Origin of the sequence: Leclercia sp. LSNIH8 (assembly GCF_002920195.1) — a bacterium.
GTDB lineage: Bacteria > Pseudomonadota > Gammaproteobacteria > Enterobacterales > Enterobacteriaceae > Enterobacter.
In genome coordinates this window covers 24,530-41,401 of the sequence record NZ_PQJY01000012.1, presented here as the reverse complement: position 1 = coordinate 41,401, position 16,872 = coordinate 24,530, and the positions used below count along the sequence as shown (strand labels likewise).

18 protein-coding genes are annotated in these 16,872 nt (G+C 55.6%); 6 read left to right on the top strand and 12 right to left on the bottom strand.

Annotated elements, in window-relative coordinates; all coding sequences use genetic code 11:
• Positions 1 to 110: 110 nt before the first annotated feature.
• Complete coding sequence (locus tag C3406_RS22775) at positions 111 to 530, top strand: DUF805 domain-containing protein (protein ID WP_103825250.1); 420 nt, start codon at positions 111 to 113, stop codon at positions 528 to 530.
• Here the strand turns inward: C3406_RS22775 and fpr are convergent, their stop codons facing one another.
• The 4 genes from fpr to C3406_RS22755 form a co-directional block, all read right to left on the bottom strand.
• The gene (gene fpr, locus C3406_RS22770; RefSeq protein WP_103825249.1) at positions 531 to 1,277 is read right to left on the bottom strand and encodes a ferredoxin--NADP(+) reductase; all 747 of its coding nucleotides are present in this window, start codon (positions 1,275 to 1,277) and stop codon (positions 531 to 533) included.
• Between the two features lie 96 nt (positions 1,278 to 1,373).
• A complete protein-coding gene (gene glpX, locus C3406_RS22765) occupies positions 1,374 to 2,384 on the bottom strand; it encodes a class II fructose-bisphosphatase (protein WP_103825248.1) in 1,011 nt (336 codons plus the stop codon).
• Positions 2,385 to 2,480: 96 nt separating this feature from the next.
• A complete protein-coding gene (gene glpK / locus C3406_RS22760) occupies positions 2,481 to 3,992 on the bottom strand; it encodes a glycerol kinase GlpK (RefSeq protein WP_103825247.1) in 1,512 nt (503 codons plus the stop codon).
• A gap of 21 nt (positions 3,993 to 4,013) precedes the next feature.
• Positions 4,014 to 4,868 carry an MIP/aquaporin family protein gene (locus C3406_RS22755; protein ID WP_103825246.1) on the bottom strand — a complete coding sequence of 285 codons (855 nt, stop codon included), beginning with the start codon at positions 4,866 to 4,868 and terminating at the stop codon, positions 4,014 to 4,016.
• A 401-nt stretch (positions 4,869 to 5,269) separates the two neighbouring features.
• Here C3406_RS22755 and zapB point away from each other — a divergent pair, with 401 nt between their 5' ends.
• The 3 genes from zapB (at position 5,270) to C3406_RS22740 (ending at position 6,656) form a co-directional block, all read left to right on the top strand.
• Positions 5,270 to 5,509: a septal ring assembly protein ZapB gene (gene zapB / locus C3406_RS22750; RefSeq protein ID WP_103177509.1), complete on the top strand. Its 240-nt coding sequence runs from the start codon at positions 5,270 to 5,272 to the stop codon at positions 5,507 to 5,509.
• Positions 5,510 to 5,601: 92 nt separating this feature from the next.
• On the top strand, positions 5,602 to 6,270 hold the full coding sequence (locus C3406_RS22745) for a hypothetical protein (protein ID WP_103825245.1): 669 nt from the start codon (positions 5,602 to 5,604) through the stop codon (positions 6,268 to 6,270).
• Entirely contained in the window at positions 6,267 to 6,656 is a 390-nt protein-coding gene (locus C3406_RS22740) for a hypothetical protein (RefSeq protein ID WP_103825244.1), read from the top strand. Before C3406_RS22745 ends, C3406_RS22740 begins: the two co-directional genes overlap by 4 nt.
• Positions 6,657 to 6,696: 40 nt before the next feature.
• Here C3406_RS22740 and rraA read toward each other — a convergent pair whose 3' ends face one another.
• The 7 genes from rraA to priA all read right to left on the bottom strand — a co-directional run bounded on the left by rraA (position 6,697) and on the right by priA (position 14,654).
• Entirely contained in the window at positions 6,697 to 7,182 is a 486-nt protein-coding gene (gene rraA / locus C3406_RS22735; RefSeq protein WP_103825243.1) for a ribonuclease E activity regulator RraA, read from the bottom strand.
• Between the two features lie 91 nt (positions 7,183 to 7,273).
• On the bottom strand, positions 7,274 to 8,200 hold the full coding sequence (menA, locus tag C3406_RS22730; RefSeq protein ID WP_103177505.1) for a 1,4-dihydroxy-2-naphthoate polyprenyltransferase: 927 nt from the start codon (positions 8,198 to 8,200) through the stop codon (positions 7,274 to 7,276).
• Positions 8,201 to 8,264: 64 nt separating this feature from the next.
• On the bottom strand, positions 8,265 to 9,596 hold the full coding sequence (hslU, locus tag C3406_RS22725; RefSeq protein WP_103825242.1) for an HslU--HslV peptidase ATPase subunit: 1,332 nt from the start codon (positions 9,594 to 9,596) through the stop codon (positions 8,265 to 8,267).
• A gap of 9 nt (positions 9,597 to 9,605) precedes the next feature.
• Positions 9,606 to 10,136: an ATP-dependent protease subunit HslV gene (gene hslV, locus C3406_RS22720; protein ID WP_032615282.1), complete on the bottom strand. Its 531-nt coding sequence runs from the start codon at positions 10,134 to 10,136 to the stop codon at positions 9,606 to 9,608.
• Between the two features lie 94 nt (positions 10,137 to 10,230).
• Positions 10,231 to 11,205 (bottom strand): cell division protein FtsN, encoded by a 975-nt coding sequence (gene ftsN / locus C3406_RS22715; RefSeq protein ID WP_103825241.1) that lies wholly within the window; start codon positions 11,203 to 11,205, stop codon positions 10,231 to 10,233.
• A gap of 93 nt (positions 11,206 to 11,298) precedes the next feature.
• Positions 11,299 to 12,324 (bottom strand): DNA-binding transcriptional regulator CytR, encoded by a 1,026-nt coding sequence (cytR, locus tag C3406_RS22710; RefSeq protein ID WP_103825240.1) that lies wholly within the window; start codon positions 12,322 to 12,324, stop codon positions 11,299 to 11,301.
• A 134-nt stretch (positions 12,325 to 12,458) separates the two neighbouring features.
• Positions 12,459 to 14,654 (bottom strand): primosomal protein N', encoded by a 2,196-nt coding sequence (priA, locus tag C3406_RS22705; protein WP_103825239.1) that lies wholly within the window; start codon positions 14,652 to 14,654, stop codon positions 12,459 to 12,461.
• A 201-nt stretch (positions 14,655 to 14,855) separates the two neighbouring features.
• On the opposite strand from priA, the gene rpmE reads away from it, so the two are divergent.
• Entirely contained in the window at positions 14,856 to 15,068 is a 213-nt protein-coding gene (gene rpmE, locus C3406_RS22700; protein WP_103177500.1) for a 50S ribosomal protein L31, read from the top strand.
• 47 nt (positions 15,069 to 15,115) lie between these two features.
• On the opposite strand, the gene metJ is transcribed toward rpmE, so the two are convergent.
• Positions 15,116 to 15,433, bottom strand: coding sequence for a met regulon transcriptional regulator MetJ (metJ, locus tag C3406_RS22695; RefSeq protein WP_015966498.1), 318 nt, complete (start codon positions 15,431 to 15,433; stop codon positions 15,116 to 15,118).
• Positions 15,434 to 15,711: 278 nt separating this feature from the next.
• Between metJ and metB the strand changes: the two genes are divergently transcribed.
• A complete protein-coding gene (gene metB / locus C3406_RS22690; RefSeq protein ID WP_103177499.1) occupies positions 15,712 to 16,872 on the top strand; it encodes a cystathionine gamma-synthase in 1,161 nt (386 codons plus the stop codon).

Genomic DNA, 16,872 nt, shown 5'->3' with positions numbered 1-16,872 from the left:
TAAAGTCTCTGAATGTTACTGCCCACGATTAAAACGGGATCCGGCTGGCTTGTCAAAAGGAGGCGACTCCAGGGTAAACTACGCGCCGCGATGACTTTTAGGAACCTGACATGACCATACAGCAGTGGTTGTTTTCATTCAAAGGGCGTATTGGACGCCGTGATTTTTGGATCTGGATTGGCGTATGGATTGTCGCCATGCTGGCTCTGTTTATTTTTGCCAATAACGCCTGGTTGAACACCCAGACGGCAGCCTTCGCGCTGGTGTCGCTGCTGTGGCCGACCGCGGCGGTGTTAGTAAAACGTCTGCACGATCGTGGACGTTCGGGATTGTGGGCACTGCTGGTGATACTGGCGTGGATGCTGCTGGCAGGCAACTGGTCGATGCTGCCCTCCATGCTGCCGTGGGTAGTGGGCAGGCTGATCACTACCATTATTTTTGTGATGATCATTGTCGACCTGGGCGCGTTTGTGGGCACCCAGGGCGAGAATAAATACGGTAAAGATACGATCGACGTAAAGTACCGCTAATTACCAGTAGTGTTCTGCGGTCATATGGCCCGGCCGACGGCGTAAATGCTTGGTCATTTGCCGGGTCTCTTTCAGGAGCTGTTGGGTATCACGCACCATTTGCGGGTTGCCACATAGCATCACGTGGCTGGTGTCGGCCTCCATCTTCAGACCCACGGCGGCTTCCAGTTCGCCATTTTCAATCAGGGCCGGTACGCGCCCGTGGAGTGACCCCGGCACCGTTTCACGGCTCACCACCGTCTGGATTTTCACTTTCCCTTCATAACGCTTCTGCAGTTCCTGCATCAGCGGCAGGTAGCTCAGGTCTGCGGCGTAGCGCGCGGCATGCACGAGAACGATATTTTTAAAGCGATCCAGGTCCTGCCCGTATTGCAGGATCGACAGGTAAGGGCCGATGGCGGTACCGGTTGCCAGCATCCACAGCGTCTCGCAGTCTGGCACTTCATCCAGCACGAAGAAGCCTGCGGCTTCGCTGACAATCTGGATCTCATCGTCGGGTTTAAGTGCCGCCAGGCGCGGGCTGAGTTTGCCATCGGGAACGGTGACAAGGTAGAACTCGAGATCCGGATTATCCGGCGCGTTGACATAGGAGTAGGCGCGCTGCACGCGTTCGCCGTCGATCATCAGCCCCAGCTTGGCAAATTGCCCGGCCGTGAAAGGCTGGATGGGTGCATGAACGGTGAGGCTAAATAGCGCATCGGTCCAGAACTCTACCTTTTTGACTTTACCTGTTACCCAGTCTGCCATGATGTTCTCCTGTACTGATCTCGGGATCTATCTTCCTTACCTGAGAGGGAGATTTCCAGCCCGGGCGGGCCGGAAAGCTCAATTGATCAAACGGTTTTACAGAATGTGGGTCTGCACGTCCGGATCTTTACGGTCGAGATAGTGAATCGACTGGATGCGGCGGATGGTGCGTGACTTACCGCGGATCAGCAGCGTTTCGGTGGTGGCCATATTGCCTTTGCGGGTGATGCCGTCCAGCAGATCGCCTTTGGTGATGCCGGTCGCCGAGAAGATAACGTTATCGCTGCGCGCCATATCATCCAGACGCAGCACGGTATTGGCCTCGATGCCCATTGCGGCACAGCGGGCCAGCTCCTGCTCACCGATGCGGCGGTTCTCTTCGCTATCGCCTTTTACGTCATGGCGGGCCAGCAGACGGCCATGCATATCACCGTCGAGGGCGCGGATGACCGCAGCAGAAACCACCCCTTCCGGTGCGCCGCCGATGCCGTACAGTACGTCCACTTCGCTGTTCGGCATGCAGGTGAGGATGGAGGCCGCCACGTCGCCATCGGGAATGGCAAAGACGCGCACGCCTAACTGCTGCATCTGGGCGATGACCGCATCGTGACGCGGTTTCGCCAGAATGGTGACCGTCAGTTCGCTCAACGGCTTATTGAGCGCGGCGGCGATATTACGCAGGTTTTCCGCCAGCGGCAGATTAAGGTCGATAACCCCTTTTGCGCCAGGGCCGACAATCAGCTTCTCCATATACATATCGGGCGCGTTGAGGAAGGTACCTTTATCGCCCACAGCGAGTACCGCCAGGGCGTTAGCCTGACCCATAGCGGTCATGCGGGTGCCTTCAATGGGGTCTACCGCGATATCCACCGCATCGCCGTTGCCGGTACCGACCTTTTCGCCGATAAACAGCATGGGCGCTTCGTCGATCTCACCTTCACCAATCACGATGGTGCCATCGATGTTGACCTGGTTAAGCATGATGCGCATGGCATGGACGGCTGCGCCGTCAGCGGTATTTTTATCACCACGGCCAAGCCACTTGTAGCCTGCCAGAGCGGCGGCTTCGGTTACGCGGGAAAACTCGATAGCAAGTTCACGTTTCATCAGATACTCGTGCAATCAAAAGGAATTGCACGAAGTTTATCACAGAGTGGGGGAGGCGGTTTGGACCCCTCACCCCGACGGGGTGAGGGGGAGGTGTTATGATTCGTCGTGCTCTTCCCAGGCCAGCGCGCGTTTCACGGCTTTCTTCCAGCCACTGTAGCGGTAGTTACGCTCGGTGGTTTCGATGCCCGGACGGAATTCGCGCTCAATGACCGCTTTCTCCTGCAGTTCGTCCAGGTTCTGCCAGAAACCGACCGCCAGACCGGCAAGATAGGCCGCACCCAGCGCCGTCACTTCACGCACTTCCGGGCGTTCCACGCGGGTACCCAGAATGTCGGACTGGAACTGCATCAGGAAGTTGTTCGCCACCGCGCCGCCATCCACGCGCAGGGCGTGCAGACGAATGCCGGAGTCGGCCTGCATCGCTTCCAGTACATCGCGGGTCTGGAAGGCAATCGACTCCAGCGTGGCGCGGATGATGTGATTAGAGTTTACCCCACGCGTCAGGCCGAAAATCGCGCCGCGGGCGTAGGGGTCCCAGTAGGGGGCGCCCAGGCCGGTAAAGGCCGGCACGACGTACACGCCGTTGGTGTCTTTCACCTTGGTGGCGAAATATTCCGAGTCGAAGGCGTCGCTGATCAGTTTCATCTCATCGCGCAGCCACTGAATGGACGCGCCTGCCATAAACACCGCGCCCTCCAGGGCGTAATTCACCTCGCCGCGTGGGCCGCAGGCGATGGTGGTCAGCAGGCCATGCTCCGATTTCACCGCCTTCTCGCCGGTGTTCATCAGCATAAAGCAGCCGGTGCCGTAGGTGTTCTTCGCCATCCCCTCTTTTACGCACAGCTGGCCAAACAGCGCTGCCTGCTGGTCACCGGCGATCCCGGCGATAGGAATACGGGTGCCGCCTTTACCGCCGATGTTGGTCTGACCGTAAACTTCAGACGACTTACGCACCTGCGGCAGCATGGCGCGCGGGATGTCCAGTGCGTCCAGCATTTTGTCATCCCAGTCCAGATCGTGGATGTTAAACAGCATGGTGCGCGAGGCGTTGGTGTAATCGGTGACGTGAACGCGCCCCTGAGTCATCTTCCAGATAAGCCAGGTATCTACGGTACCGAACAGCAGTTCGCCGCGTTTTGCCCGCTCGCGGGAGCCTTCGACATGGTCGAGGATCCATTTCACCTTGGTGCCGGAGAAGTAGGGGTCCACCACCAGGCCGGTGGCGCTGCGCACGTACTCTTCCATGCCGTCGCGCTTGAGCTTCTCGCAGATGTCCGCTGTACGGCGGCACTGCCAGACAATGGCGTTGTAAATCGGCTTACCGGTTTCGCGTTCCCAGACGATGGCCGTTTCACGCTGGTTGGTGATGCCAATCGCCGCAATCTCGTCGGAACTGATATCAGCTTTCGCCAGTACTTCTACCAGCGTTGAGCTTTGTGACGCCCAGATCTCCATTGGGTCGTGTTCAACCCAGCCTGGACGAGGGTAGATTTGCTCGAATTCGCGCTGTGACACGCTGACGATGTTCGCGTCATGATCCATAACGACAGCGCGGGAGCTGGTCGTGCCCTGGTCGAGCGCAACGATATATTTTTTGTCGGTCATAGTTGTGGTCCCGTAGTCAGATTACAGCGAAGCGTTTTGGTGTGCGCCAGAGGTGGTTTCCTTCTCTTCGGCCTCTTCGACGACACAGGTGTCACATGGCAGGTGGCGGCCAATCAATTTACGATAGCCGAAGGCACCCAGCGCAGCACCTACAATAGGGCCGAACAGCGGCACCAGGAAATAAGGAATATCTTTGCCACCGGTGAAGGCCACGTCACCCCATCCGGCAATAAAGGCGAAGGCTTTCGGACCGATGTCGCGCGCCGGGTTCATGGCGAAACCGGTCAGTGGCCCCATCGATGCGCCGATCACCGCAATCAGCAGGCCAATCAGCAGCGGCGCCAGCGGACCGCGCGGAATGCCGTTGCCGTCATCGGTCAGCGCCAGGATGGTACCCATCAGGATGGCGGTGATCACCATCTCTACCGCGAAGGCCTGCACAAAGTTAATGTGCGGGTTCGGATAGGTGGAGAAGATCCCCGCCAGTTCAAGGCTTTCGGTACTGCCACGCACCATATGGTGCGTCTGCTCGAAGTCGATAAACAGATTGTAATAGAGCCCGTAAACTAACGCCGCTGCACAAAACGCACCAGCAAACTGCGCCACAATAAAAGGCACAACCTTGCGTTTGTCGAAGCAGGCAAACAGACACAGCGCGATGGTGACCGCAGGGTTGAGGTGCGCACCCGAAACACCCGCCGTCAGGTAGATAGCCATCGCCACGCCCAGACCCCAGATCACACTGATTTCCCACTGACCGAAACTGGCACCCGCCACTTTCAGTGCAGCCACACATCCTACGCCAAAGAAAATCAACAACCCAGTACCCAGGAACTCTGCGATGCATTGGCCTTTTAAGGTTGATGTTTCACTCATAATCGGATCCTGAAAATGATTAATGGTTATTGTTGGCGCGACGGTCGCCATGACCGGCACGATGTCCTGTAGACATAGTGTTAATTTATCGTTAACGAACAAAAACGAGAAATATCGAACTTAAAATGTGTGTGCCGCGTCAACAAAATGAGCGATAACGCGCCATAAAGCGGGCAAGAATTGCTGTAAGCGAAAGGGGGAGTAAGCTTTCTATTAACTAAAGTGTTAACAATTTAGGGGTATATGGCACAAACGCACCAGGAGGAGACTGAAAAGTGTTGCAAACCGCAATCTGCGCGGTCTGCCGCTGGACAGGGAGGGCGGGGCTCCATACAATCGACACCAGGTGTTGTGCGCGTTTACGTCAAGCGTCGCCTTGCAAATTCAGGAGAGGTAGCATTATGTCGTTAGAAGTGTTTGAGAAACTGGAATCGAAAGTACAGCAGGCGATTGATACCATCACCCTGCTGCAGATGGAAATCGAAGAGCTGAAAGAAAAAAACAACGCGCTGTCGCAGGAAATTCAGACTGCTCAGCACGGACGTGAAGAGCTGGAGCGTGAAAACCACCAGCTGCGCGAACAGCAGAACGGCTGGCAGGATCGTCTGCATGCCCTGCTCGGGCGCATGGAAGAGGTCTGATTCCGAATTCCTGAAAAAGGCATCCACAAGGGATGCCTTTTTTATGTTGCGGGAATAAGATCGCTCAACATGTTACTCACAAGGAATGCGAGATGACAAAGCGAAGCGAGATTATTGATAATTCTGACCGATACATTACCCGTAATACTCCATCAGGCCTCATTTATACGGAAAATCTGGGATGGATTGACTTAGGACACGCAAATCCCTCCGGCGCTGAACGATTATGGCAACAAATGATAATGCCTGGCAGAGACGCCACCGACTGGTTTGAAATTCATTATCATCAAAGCATGTCCAGAAAAATCGTAGGATTAAATGCCACAACCGGGATATACAGACGCTTTTTAGTGCGTAGAGGCTTAAGCGATGAGGTTTTAAGAGGTGTGGCCTTATCCATTTTTATGAGTACTTCTCACGGCTTTGAATCCTTGCAGGGTTTTTGGCCCTATATTCTGATTACGGATAGCGGATACAGCGCAGAAGATTTGGTTTCTAATCTTTTTGGTTTTTGCCAGGCCGTTAACTATGCAGATTATACCCCCTTCCTGGACATTTGTTCCAAAGAGAAAGCTTATCGCATCTGGGATTACTATGGCCCTGTTGGGCAATTTAAAAATAAAAGTGTACTTCCCTTACTGTTTCCAGACCCTGAAGATAAAAGTCTAAAACACCAACCATTCCCGGGCCATTTGCCTGCATTTATGGATTCTATTGTGCCAGTATCTGATCCTTCCGTCGTTAGGGAGGTTCGTATATGAAATGTAGGCATATCATCGTTTTTCTATTCGTTCTGATGGCCGTGCTCTATTCCTTAATAATGACCAGAATATTTTCCGATGAATATTATAAACAAGGCAATCTAATTCAATATTACTTATTAACACCGAAACCACTGAAGGATGCACCAAGGATCACAGAGAACTGGTACTTCACGAAGCAAACCGTTGAAGGAAGTGGTTTGCAGATCAGTACACTCACTTTCACCGGTATCCAAAAGAGTGAACTTCAGAGGAAGCACGAAAAGCTTGAAGCTTATATTGATAACTATCAGGATCGTCATGCAACAATGAGCATAGCGGTAGAGGAAAAGAAAGGGATGTTTGAACTACATATCACTCATTACGATACGAATAAAGATAATTAAAATAGAAGGCCATCTCCTTAAAACAGATGGCCTTCTTTTTCTACTCGATATCCAGCGGATCTTCAGAGAGGATAATGCCGGTGTTATCGGCATAGAGATGGTCGCCGGAGAAGAAGGTCACGCCGCCGAAATTGACGCGCACGTCGCTTTCGCCAATGCCTTCACCTGCGGCACCTACCGGAATGGCCGCAATCGCCTGAATGCCGATGTCCAACTCTTCAAGGTCATCCACCTGACGTACCGCGCCATAGACCACAATGCCTTCCCACTCGTTCTGGGTGGCGAGACGGGCAAGTTCCGCATCAACTAATGCGCGACGCACGGAGCCGCCACCATCAACCAGCAGAATGCGTCCACGGCCGTTTTGTTCGAGCAGATCGTACAGCAACCCGTTGTCCTCAAAACATTTCACCGTAATGATTTGTCCGCCAAACGACGACCGTCCTCCAAAGTTGGAAAACAGCGGTTCTACGACGTTCACATCTTCCTGGTAGATGTCACAAAGCTCGGAGGTATCGTATTTCATAGGCTTAAGTTCAGTTGCTGCGAGTGTTTTCAGTATATCGCGCGAATTGCATTGTTGGCAAAATCATCAATTGTTAATTGATATTTGTCAGCTAATTTAGCGTCTGACTAAGAATAATCCCTATCACGAACAACAGGTTAGTCAGCAGTGCGCCTTTTACCGTGCGTTCCAGCATTGGCGGCATGGCCGAGGCGCTCTGCTCGCGCATCACGTAGCGCGCCTGTTTAACCAGCAGCGGCGTGGCGAGTACAAACAGCCAGCCCCACAGGCTGTGCAGGGAAAGCAGGTTAAACAGCGCCAGACAGAGCAGGGCACCCATCAGCAGGCAGGCATGGTAGCGGCGCGCATTCACCGCGCCTAACCGCACCGCCAGAGTGTTTTTACCGTTCTGACGATCGCTGTCGATATCGCGCAGATTGTTGATATTCAGTACCGCCGTCGCCAGCATGCCGCAGGCGGTGGCTGGCAGGAACAGAGCAGGAATTAACGAGTGCGCCTGCAGATACCAGCTGCCCATCACGCTCAGCCAGCCGAAGAAGACCAGCACGGAGATATCCCCTAGCCCGATGTAACCGTAAGGGCGGGTGCCGACGGTATAGGTAATGGCCGCGACAATCGCCAGCAGACCGAGCACGAGGAAGCCAACCGCATCCGCCGGGGTTTTACAGGCCACCAGCACCAGCGCAATCCCGGAAAGACAGATCAGCGCGACGGTGATAATCAGCGCCCGTTTCATCTCCTCCTGGGTGATCACCCCTTTCTGCATTCCGCGCAATGGCCCGATGCGGTCGGGCTTATCGCTGCCCTTGACGGCATCCCCGTAATCGTTGGCGAGGTTAGAGAGGATTTGCAGAAGCCCGGCGGTCAGCAGCGCCAGGGCAGCCACCAGCGGGTCGAAATGCCCCTGCCACCACGCGAGGGTGGTGCCAACAATAATGGCGGCGAAAGCGAGAGGGAGCGTTTTAGGACGCAGGCTTTCCAGCCAGGCCTGCGTGCGGCTGATTTCAGTCATAGTAATTATGTGCCAATAAAAATGGGGCCTTTCAGCCCCATCATTTGTGATGAAAATGCAATTGCCGCGATTATAGGATAAAACGGCTCAGATCTTCATCTGCTACTAAAGCATCAAGGTGCTTACTCACATAGTCGGCATCAATTTTAATGCTTTGACCATTCAGGTCGCTCGCATCATAAGAGATATCTTCCATCAGGCGTTCCAGCACGGTATGCAGACGACGCGCACCGATGTTTTCGGTGGTTTCGTTAACCTGCCATGCGGCCTGGGCGATACGCTTGATCCCGTCTTCGGTGAACTCAATGTTCACCCCTTCGGTCGCCATCAATGCTTTGTACTGCACGGTGATGGAGGCGTTTGGTTCGGTCAGGATGCGCTCGAAGTCTTCGGTGGTCAGCGCCTGCAGCTCAACGCGGATCGGCAGACGGCCCTGCAGTTCCGGGATCAGATCCGACGGCTTGGCAACCTGGAACGCGCCAGAGGCGATAAACAGAATGTGATCGGTTTTCACCATGCCGTGCTTGGTGGAGACGGTGCAGCCTTCAACCAGCGGCAGCAGGTCGCGCTGTACGCCTTCACGGGAAACGTCCGGGCCGGAGGATTCGCCGCGCTTACAGATTTTATCGATCTCATCGATAAACACGATACCGTGCTGTTCAACCGCGTCGATAGCGTCCTGCTTCAGCTCTTCCGGGTTTACCAGCTTCGCCGCTTCTTCTTCAATCAGCAGCTTCATCGCGTCTTTGATTTTCAGCTTACGCGGCTTTTGCTTCTGCCCGCCCAGGTTCTGGAACATGGACTGCAGCTGGCTGGTCATCTCTTCCATACCTGGCGGAGACATAATTTCCACGCCCATTGGCGCGGCGGCGAGCTCGATCTCAATCTCTTTGTCATCCAGCTGGCCTTCACGCAGTTTTTTACGGAACGCCTGGCGCGCAGCGGACGGCTCAGCAGGCTGTTCTGCCTGGCCCCAGTTGTTTTTCGCCGGTGGGATCAGCACATCCAGCACGCGCTCTTCCGCCATCTCTTCTGCGCGATAGCGGTTTTTCTCGATGGACTGGACGCGGACCATCTTAATGGCAGAGTCGGTCAGATCGCGGATGATAGAGTCCACTTCTTTACCGACATAGCCCACTTCGGTGAACTTGGTCGCTTCGACTTTGATGAATGGCGCGTTGGCCAGTTTAGCCAGACGACGGGCGATTTCGGTTTTACCAACACCGGTTGGGCCGATCATCAGAATGTTTTTTGGCGTCACTTCATGGCGCAGCACTTGATCCAGCTGCATACGACGCCAGCGGTTACGCAGGGCAATCGCCACAGAACGCTTGGCGTTATCCTGGCCGATGATGTGTTTGTTCAGTTCGCTGACAATTTCGCGTGGGGTCATTTCAGACATGAGAAATCCTTACGCCTTAGACGGCAATTCTTCGATGGTGTGGAAGTGGTTGGTATAGATGCAGATATCACCTGCAATATCCAACGCCTTCACAGCGATATCGCGTGCGCCCAGATCGGAGTTTTCCAACAGCGCGCGGGCGGCGGCCTGGGCGTACGGGCCACCGGAACCGATAGCAATCAGGTCATTTTCTGGCTGTACCACGTCACCGTTACCGGTGATGATCAGCGAGGCATTTTCATCGGCCACCGCCAACAGTGCTTCCAGCTTGCGCAGCATACGGTCGGTACGCCAGTCTTTCGCCAGCTCAACGGCAGCTTTCACCAGATGGCCCTGATGCATTTCCAGTTTACGTTCAAACAGCTCAAACAGCGTGAAGGCGTCCGCAGTGCCGCCCGCAAAACCGGCGATCACTTTGTCGTTATACAGACGACGCACTTTTTTCACGTTGCCTTTCATGACGGTATTACCCAGCGTGGCCTGGCCATCACCGGCAATCACCACCTGGCCGTTACGGCGTACACTTACTATTGTTGTCACGAGCAGACCCCCTGGTTACACATTCGGAAAATAGAGGCCCTGAGCCAGTGCTCAGGGCTGAATAGAATGATAGATGGGGGGGATTTTGGGGGTTTCAACCCCCGGAAGCGAGTCGAATGCAGTTTGTGTGACCTGCCATCTTCAGACGGCTGATAGTGCCATCGGCATTGTCTTTGCCTTTAACCGGGCCGATCACTACGCGATTCCAGCCGTTATTGGTGGTAATGCGTGAGTCAAAGCCTTCAAAGGCCAGCTGGGCACGTACGGTTTCCGCCTGCTCTGCGCCTTTAAAGGAACCGCACTGCACCATCCAGCGACGTTCGTCTTTCTTCTCAGCCGTCTGCTTCGGCGCTTCGGTCTCTTTGGTGACCGGCGCGGCTTTCGGCTGCTGCGCGGTGGTATGCGCAGGGGTTTGCAGCAGATCCTGATACGGCTGCGTGTTGCTATTTTGCTTCGCAGGCTGCGTCTTCGGCTGTTGCGACGGTTGCGTCTGTGCCACCTTAGGCTGCTGGTACGGCTGTTCCGTCACCCGCTGCTGCGCTTTCGGCTGCTGTACCGTCTGGCTTTGCGCCCACTGTTGCTGCTGCTGAGCCTGGCGCTGACGCTGCAGCGTTTGCTGACGCTGTGCCGGCGTCTGCTCATTCCACGGCACTTCGTTGAGCTGGGTAGGCTGTTGGCGCATATCGGCCTGCATCTGTGCGAGCAGCTGACGTTGTTCGTTGGTTAACTGGTTAGGATCCACCACTTCGCCACCGGCAGAGGGTTCAGTAGGCGCACGCACGCCCGGCTGGCGGCTCTCAAGCTCTTTAATATAGCGCCAGCGCTCTTCCGGTTTAGGGGGCAAGCCATTGCCGACCACTTTATTGCCCTGCAGCGCTTCTGCTTCTTCTTTTTTATGGTGCGTAATGAACCAGAGGCCGCCGATAAATGCCACCAGGACCGCCGCCGCGATCGCCACCATAGCCGGTGAGACTGCGGGCAGGCTGCTGCGTTGCGGTTTCCGTGAGCTACTCTTTTTGCGTCGCGAAGGTGCCGGCTGGCCGCGACGTACATAATCTCGTTGTGCCACTATCGTTTCGCTGTATTTTTTCGTTTGTCAGCCCGTCATGTTACTTAAGCGACGGGCCTTTGACCAGATGAGGACGTCTGAAAGGCGTTTACTTTAAGTCAGGGCCTGGGTTGAACCTCTGACGATCAATTCACAGTCCAGTAAACGGGAGCCGCTGCTAACTGTTTGTCCGTTCAGCTGATCCAGTAACAGCAGCATCGCTTCCCGGCCAATATCATAGCGGGGTTGCGCCACCGTCGAGAGCGGAGGATCGCAAAATTCAGACAGAGAAATATTATCGAAGCCGATGATTGAGAGGTCTTTCGGCACTTTCAGACCGCGCCGTTTGGCATAGGAGAGCGCGCCCAGCGCCATCACGTCGCTGTGACAGAACACCGCGGTAGGCGGTTGCGGCAGCGACAGCAGTTTTTCCAGCGCCAGGCCGCCTGCGGCAAAGGTAAAATCGCCCCGGGCGATATAGTGCGGATCCACCGTCGCCCCGGTGCGGCGCAGCGCCTGAACATAGCCCTGCAGGCGATAGTGGCACAGCGGCATCTCTTCCGGTCCGGCGATACAGCCGATACGTTTGTGGCCCAGCTCCTGCAGATAATTCACGGCGTTAAAGGCAGCGGTGAGGTTATCGATGTGAACGGTAGGCAGCTCCAGCTCAGGGGCGAATTCGTTGGCCATCACCATCGGCGGCAGATTGCGCTGCTCTTCAATGCTGGCATCAAAGGGCAGGCGGGAACCGAGCAGCAGCATACCGTCGATCTGCTTGGTGATAATCAGGTCAATGAAGGTCTTTTCCTGCTGATTCTGGTGCGCGCAGTCGCCAATCAGCACCAGGTAGCCCTGGGCGGCGGCGGTCACTTCGATACCGCGGATAATTTCGCTGAAAAAGGGATCGCAGATGTCGGGCACAATGACCAGAATGGTGCGGGATTCGTTTCGTTTGACGTTACGGCCCATAGCCTGGGGCAGATAACCCACCTCCAGCGCAGCCTGCTCAACACGGTTGCGCGTGCTTTGAGAGACTTTGTCGGGATTCATTAATGCTCGGGATACCGTTGCCGTTGAGACTTTTGCTTTCAGGGCAACATCTTTCATGGTCGCCGAGGCAACCTCTTTCCTGGACTTCAACTTCTTCTCCTCGCAGGCGTATCACCGCACTTCTGACTGTGTCAGTTTTATCAGATTGCGAATGGAAGCGGTTACAGAATTTTCATAAAAAGTGTGATTCGTGTTTAATTTTTCGATCCGCCTCCCACCCTTTTTTAGCTTTCGATAGGATCAACGTCCAGGACCCACTTCACTTTACGCGCTTCCGGCAGGGTGTTAATCAACGCCAGCGTGCCGCTGACGATATGCTGTAGCCGCACCCGGGAAGGGTGTTGTAGCAGGATTTGCCAGCGATAGCGTCCGCCGCGCTTGGGGGCCAGGGCCGGAACCGGACCTAAAATCCACAGCTGATTATCCACCAGCGGGCTGGCCTGCAGCAGGTTGCGCAGCTGCTGGAGGAACAGCGGCGCCTGCTGGTTGTTGTGATCCTCGGCGCGGATAATCACATGGCTGGTCCACGGCGGGAGTTGCAGGGTCTGACGCTCCGCCAGCGCCTGTTCGGCGAAGGCGTCGTAGCCTTTATGCAGCAGGGTTTGCAGCAGCGGATGCTCGGGGTGGTGGGTTTGTAGCACCACCTCGCCCTGTTTACCGGCGCGCCCGGCACGGCCTGCCACTTGGGTATAGAGCTGGGCAAAGCGCTCCGCGGAGCGGAAATCAGCCGAGAAGAGCGCTCCATCGACATCCAGCAGCGCCACCAGGGTCACGTCCGGGAAGTGATGCCCTTTCGCCAGCATCTGGGTACCGATCAGAATACGCGCCCCGCCGCGATGCACTTCCGCCAGCTGTTGCTCAAGGGCGCCTTTGCGGCTGGTGGTGTCGCGGTCGATACGTGAGATAGCCACGCCCGGGAAGAAGGGGGTCAGCGCCTGCTCCAGCTGCTCGGTGCCCAGACCGACCGGCACCATATGGGTCGAGCCGCAGGAAGGACACTGGCGCGGCACCGGTCGCTGGCTGTCGCAGTGGTGACAGCGCAAATGATGCTGGGCCTGATGCAGGGTATAGTAGTGATCGCAGCGCGGGCATTCAGCGATCCAGCCGCAGTCGTGGCACAGCAGCGCCGGGGCAAAACCGCGCCGGTTGAGAAACAGGATCACCTGGTTGTCGGCCTGCAGATGCTGGCGCATGCGGGCGATCAGCGCCGGGGCTAGCCCGGCCTGCACCGGCTGACCTTTCAGATCCAGTACATGCTGCATGGCAGGACGGGCATTACCCGCCCGCCGCGTCAGGCGTAATAGATGGTATTTTCGCTGGCGCACATTGTGCAGCGTCTCCAGCGCAGGGGTCGCGGAGCCGAGAATGATTGGGATCTGTTCGCTGTGGGCGCGATAGACCGCCAGGTCGCGGGCGTGATAGCGCCAGCCCTCCTGCTGTTTATAAGAGCTGTCGTGCTCTTCGTCGATGACGATCACCCCGAGATTTTTAAAGGGTGTAAACAGGGATGAGCGGGTGCCAATCACGATTGCCGCTTCGCCATTTTTCGCTTTCAGCCAGGCGCTGAGGCGCTCGCTGTCGTTTAAGCCGGAGTGCAGCACCTCGACCGGGGCGTTAAAGCGCTCGCGAAAACGGGCGATGGTCTGCGGGGTCAGGCCGATTTCCGGCACCATCACCAGGGCCTGCTTGCCCTGAGCCAGTACATTTTCCAGTACGCTCAGATAGACTTCAGTTTTACCGGAACCGGTCACGCCTGCCAGCAGCCAGGCTGAGAAGCGATCGGACGCGCTGTGGATCGCCCCAACGGCGGTCGCCTGTTCGGTATTGAGCCGCAGCCGGTCGCCCGCGACGCTAAAGCCGTCGCGCCAGTCGATAAGTGCCGGCGCTTCGCAGGCCAGTTCGCTCAGCCCTTTTTTACGTAAGCTCTGCAACGCCGCGTCGTTAAAGTCGAGGCTTTCAACCTGATGCCGCCAGATCCTGCCCTGGCGTAACGCCGCCAGCGCCTGCTGCTGTTTCGGGGAGCGTTTCAGGCTATTAATATCTACCGCCTGGCCCTGTTCGGTGGCAAACCAGTACCACATCGGCGCATGGCTGGCGCTTTTGCCCTGTCGCAGCAGAATCGGTAAGGCGTGAAACAGCACATCGCCAATGGGATGATGATAATAGTCGGCCGCCCACAGGAGCAGTCGCCAGACGCTGGCGGAAAAGACCGGCTCGCTGTCCAGCACCTCGACCACGCTTTTGAGTTCACTGAGAGGCAACTCGCTGTGCTGGCTTACGGAGACAACAATGCCCACCCGCTGCTGTTTGCCAAACGGCACATTCACGCGACAGCCCGCCTCAGCCTGCATATTGTCTGGCAGCAGGTAGTCAAAGGTACGGGGAAGCGGAACGGGCAGGGCAACGTGAGCAACGGGCATCGAATCTTCCTGACTTGAAAAGTGGCGCGTTAGTATACACATTAGTGAAAGGCGGCGTGCGGATCAGTTTGCATACCCTGGTTAAATTCTGTATGATTCGCCGCCTTTGGTGCACTTTGCATCAAAGAACTTACATTCAACATCGCGTGGTGTCTGGCGTTAGGGCTGGAAGAGCGACGCGGCCTTAACTGAGGTTCTCCCATGAAAAAAGATATCCATCCTAAATACGAAATGATTACTGCAAACTGCTCTTGCGGTAACTCTATCCAGATCCGCTCCACCGTGGGTCACGATCTGAACCTGGACGTGTGCGGCCAGTGCCACCCGTTCTACACTGGTAAGCAGCGTGACGTTGCAACCGGTGGCCGTGTTGACCGCTTCAACAAGCGTTTCAGCATCCCAGGTTCCAAGTAAGTTTCCCGAAAAAAAGCGCCGCAAGGCGCTTTTTTTGTATCTGTAAATCAGTATTCCCACGTCTCCGGGTCGATACCCAGCTCACGCATGATCACCTTTGCCTCTTCCGGAATTTCATCGCTACGCTCTTTGCGCAGGTCTTCATCGTTCGGCAACGGTTGACCGGTAAACGCGTGCAGGAACGCTTCGCACAGCAGTTCGCTGTTGGTAGCGTGACGCAGGTTATTCACCTGACGACGCGTGCGTTCATCGGTGAGGATCTTTAACACCTTCAGAGGAATGGAAACCGTAATTTTTTTTACTTGTTCACTCTTCTTACCGTGCTCAGCGTATGGGCTGATATATTCGCCGCTCCATTCAGCCATGAGATACCTTTAATCCTCTCTGTCATTAATATGAGGCTGACACCGCAGCGATACGCCGGGGTTCGAGCCATAATCGCGCGTAGTTTACCGTAGAGATGCCGTTGTGACACGGATATTGCCTCTGCGGTATGCGCTAAAGCATATAATTTTAACGGCTATTTGCGCATTGCTCAATCTATACGCAAAGAAGTTTAGATGTCCAGATGTATTGACGTCCATATAATCAATGTTTACTCTGGTGCCTGACTTTTCATCCATTAAGCCAGGAAGCCTTCACCATGACGCGTAAACAGGCCACCATCGCAGTGCGTAGCGGATTGAATGATGACGAACAGTACGGCTGCGTTGTCCCGCCGATTCACCTCTCCAGTACCTATAACTTCACCGGATTTAATGAACCACGCGCCCATGACTACTCGCGCCGTGGTAACCCTACGCGTGATGTCACCCAGCGCGCGCTGGCGGAGCTGGAAGGTGGCGCAGGTGCGGTGATGACCAATACCGGCATGTCGGCTATTCACCTGGTGACCACGGTGTTCCTGAAACCTGGCGATCTGCTGGTGGCCCCGCACGACTGTTACGGCGGCAGCTACCGCCTGTTTGACAGCCTGGCGAAGCGTGGATGCTATCGCGTGCTGTTTGTCGATCAGGGTGATGAGCAGGCGCTGAAACAGGCGCTGGCAGAAAAACCGAAGCTGGTATTAATCGAAAGTCCGAGCAATCCGCTGCTGCGCGTCGTGGACATTGCAAAAATTTGTCAGCTTGCAAGGGATGCGGGAGCGATAAGTGTAGTGGATAATACGTTCCTCAGTCCGGCGCTACAGAACCCGCTGGCACTGGGAGCAGACCTGGTATTGCATTCATGCACCAAATATTTGAACGGCCACTCGGACGTGGTTGCCGGGGTGGTGATTGCGAAAGATCCGGAGGTTGTCACCGAACTGGCATGGTGGGCGAATAACATCGGCGTCACCGGCAGCGCGTTCGACAGCTATCTGCTGCTGCGTGGGCTGCGTACCCTGTCGCCGCGTATGGATGTGGCGCAGCGTAATGCCCAGGCGATTGTCGATTTCCTGAAGACCCAGCCGCTGGTGAAAAAGCTCTATCACCCGTCGCTGCCGGAGAATCAGGGGCACGAGATTGCTGCGCGTCAACAAAAGGGTTTTGGCGCGATGTTAAGTTTTGAGCTGGATGGCGATGAGCAGACGCTACGTCGCTTCCTGAGCGGGCTGTCACTGTTTACGCTGGCGGAATCTTTAGGTGGGGTTGAAAGTTTGATCTCCCACGCCGCCACCATGACGCACGCAGGCATGGCGCCAGAAGCGCGTGCCGCCGCCGGGATCTCCGAGACGCTGTTGCGTATCTCAACCGGTATTGAAGATTGTGAAGATTTAATTGCCGATCTGGAAAATGGCTTCCGGATCGCAGCCAAGGGGTAA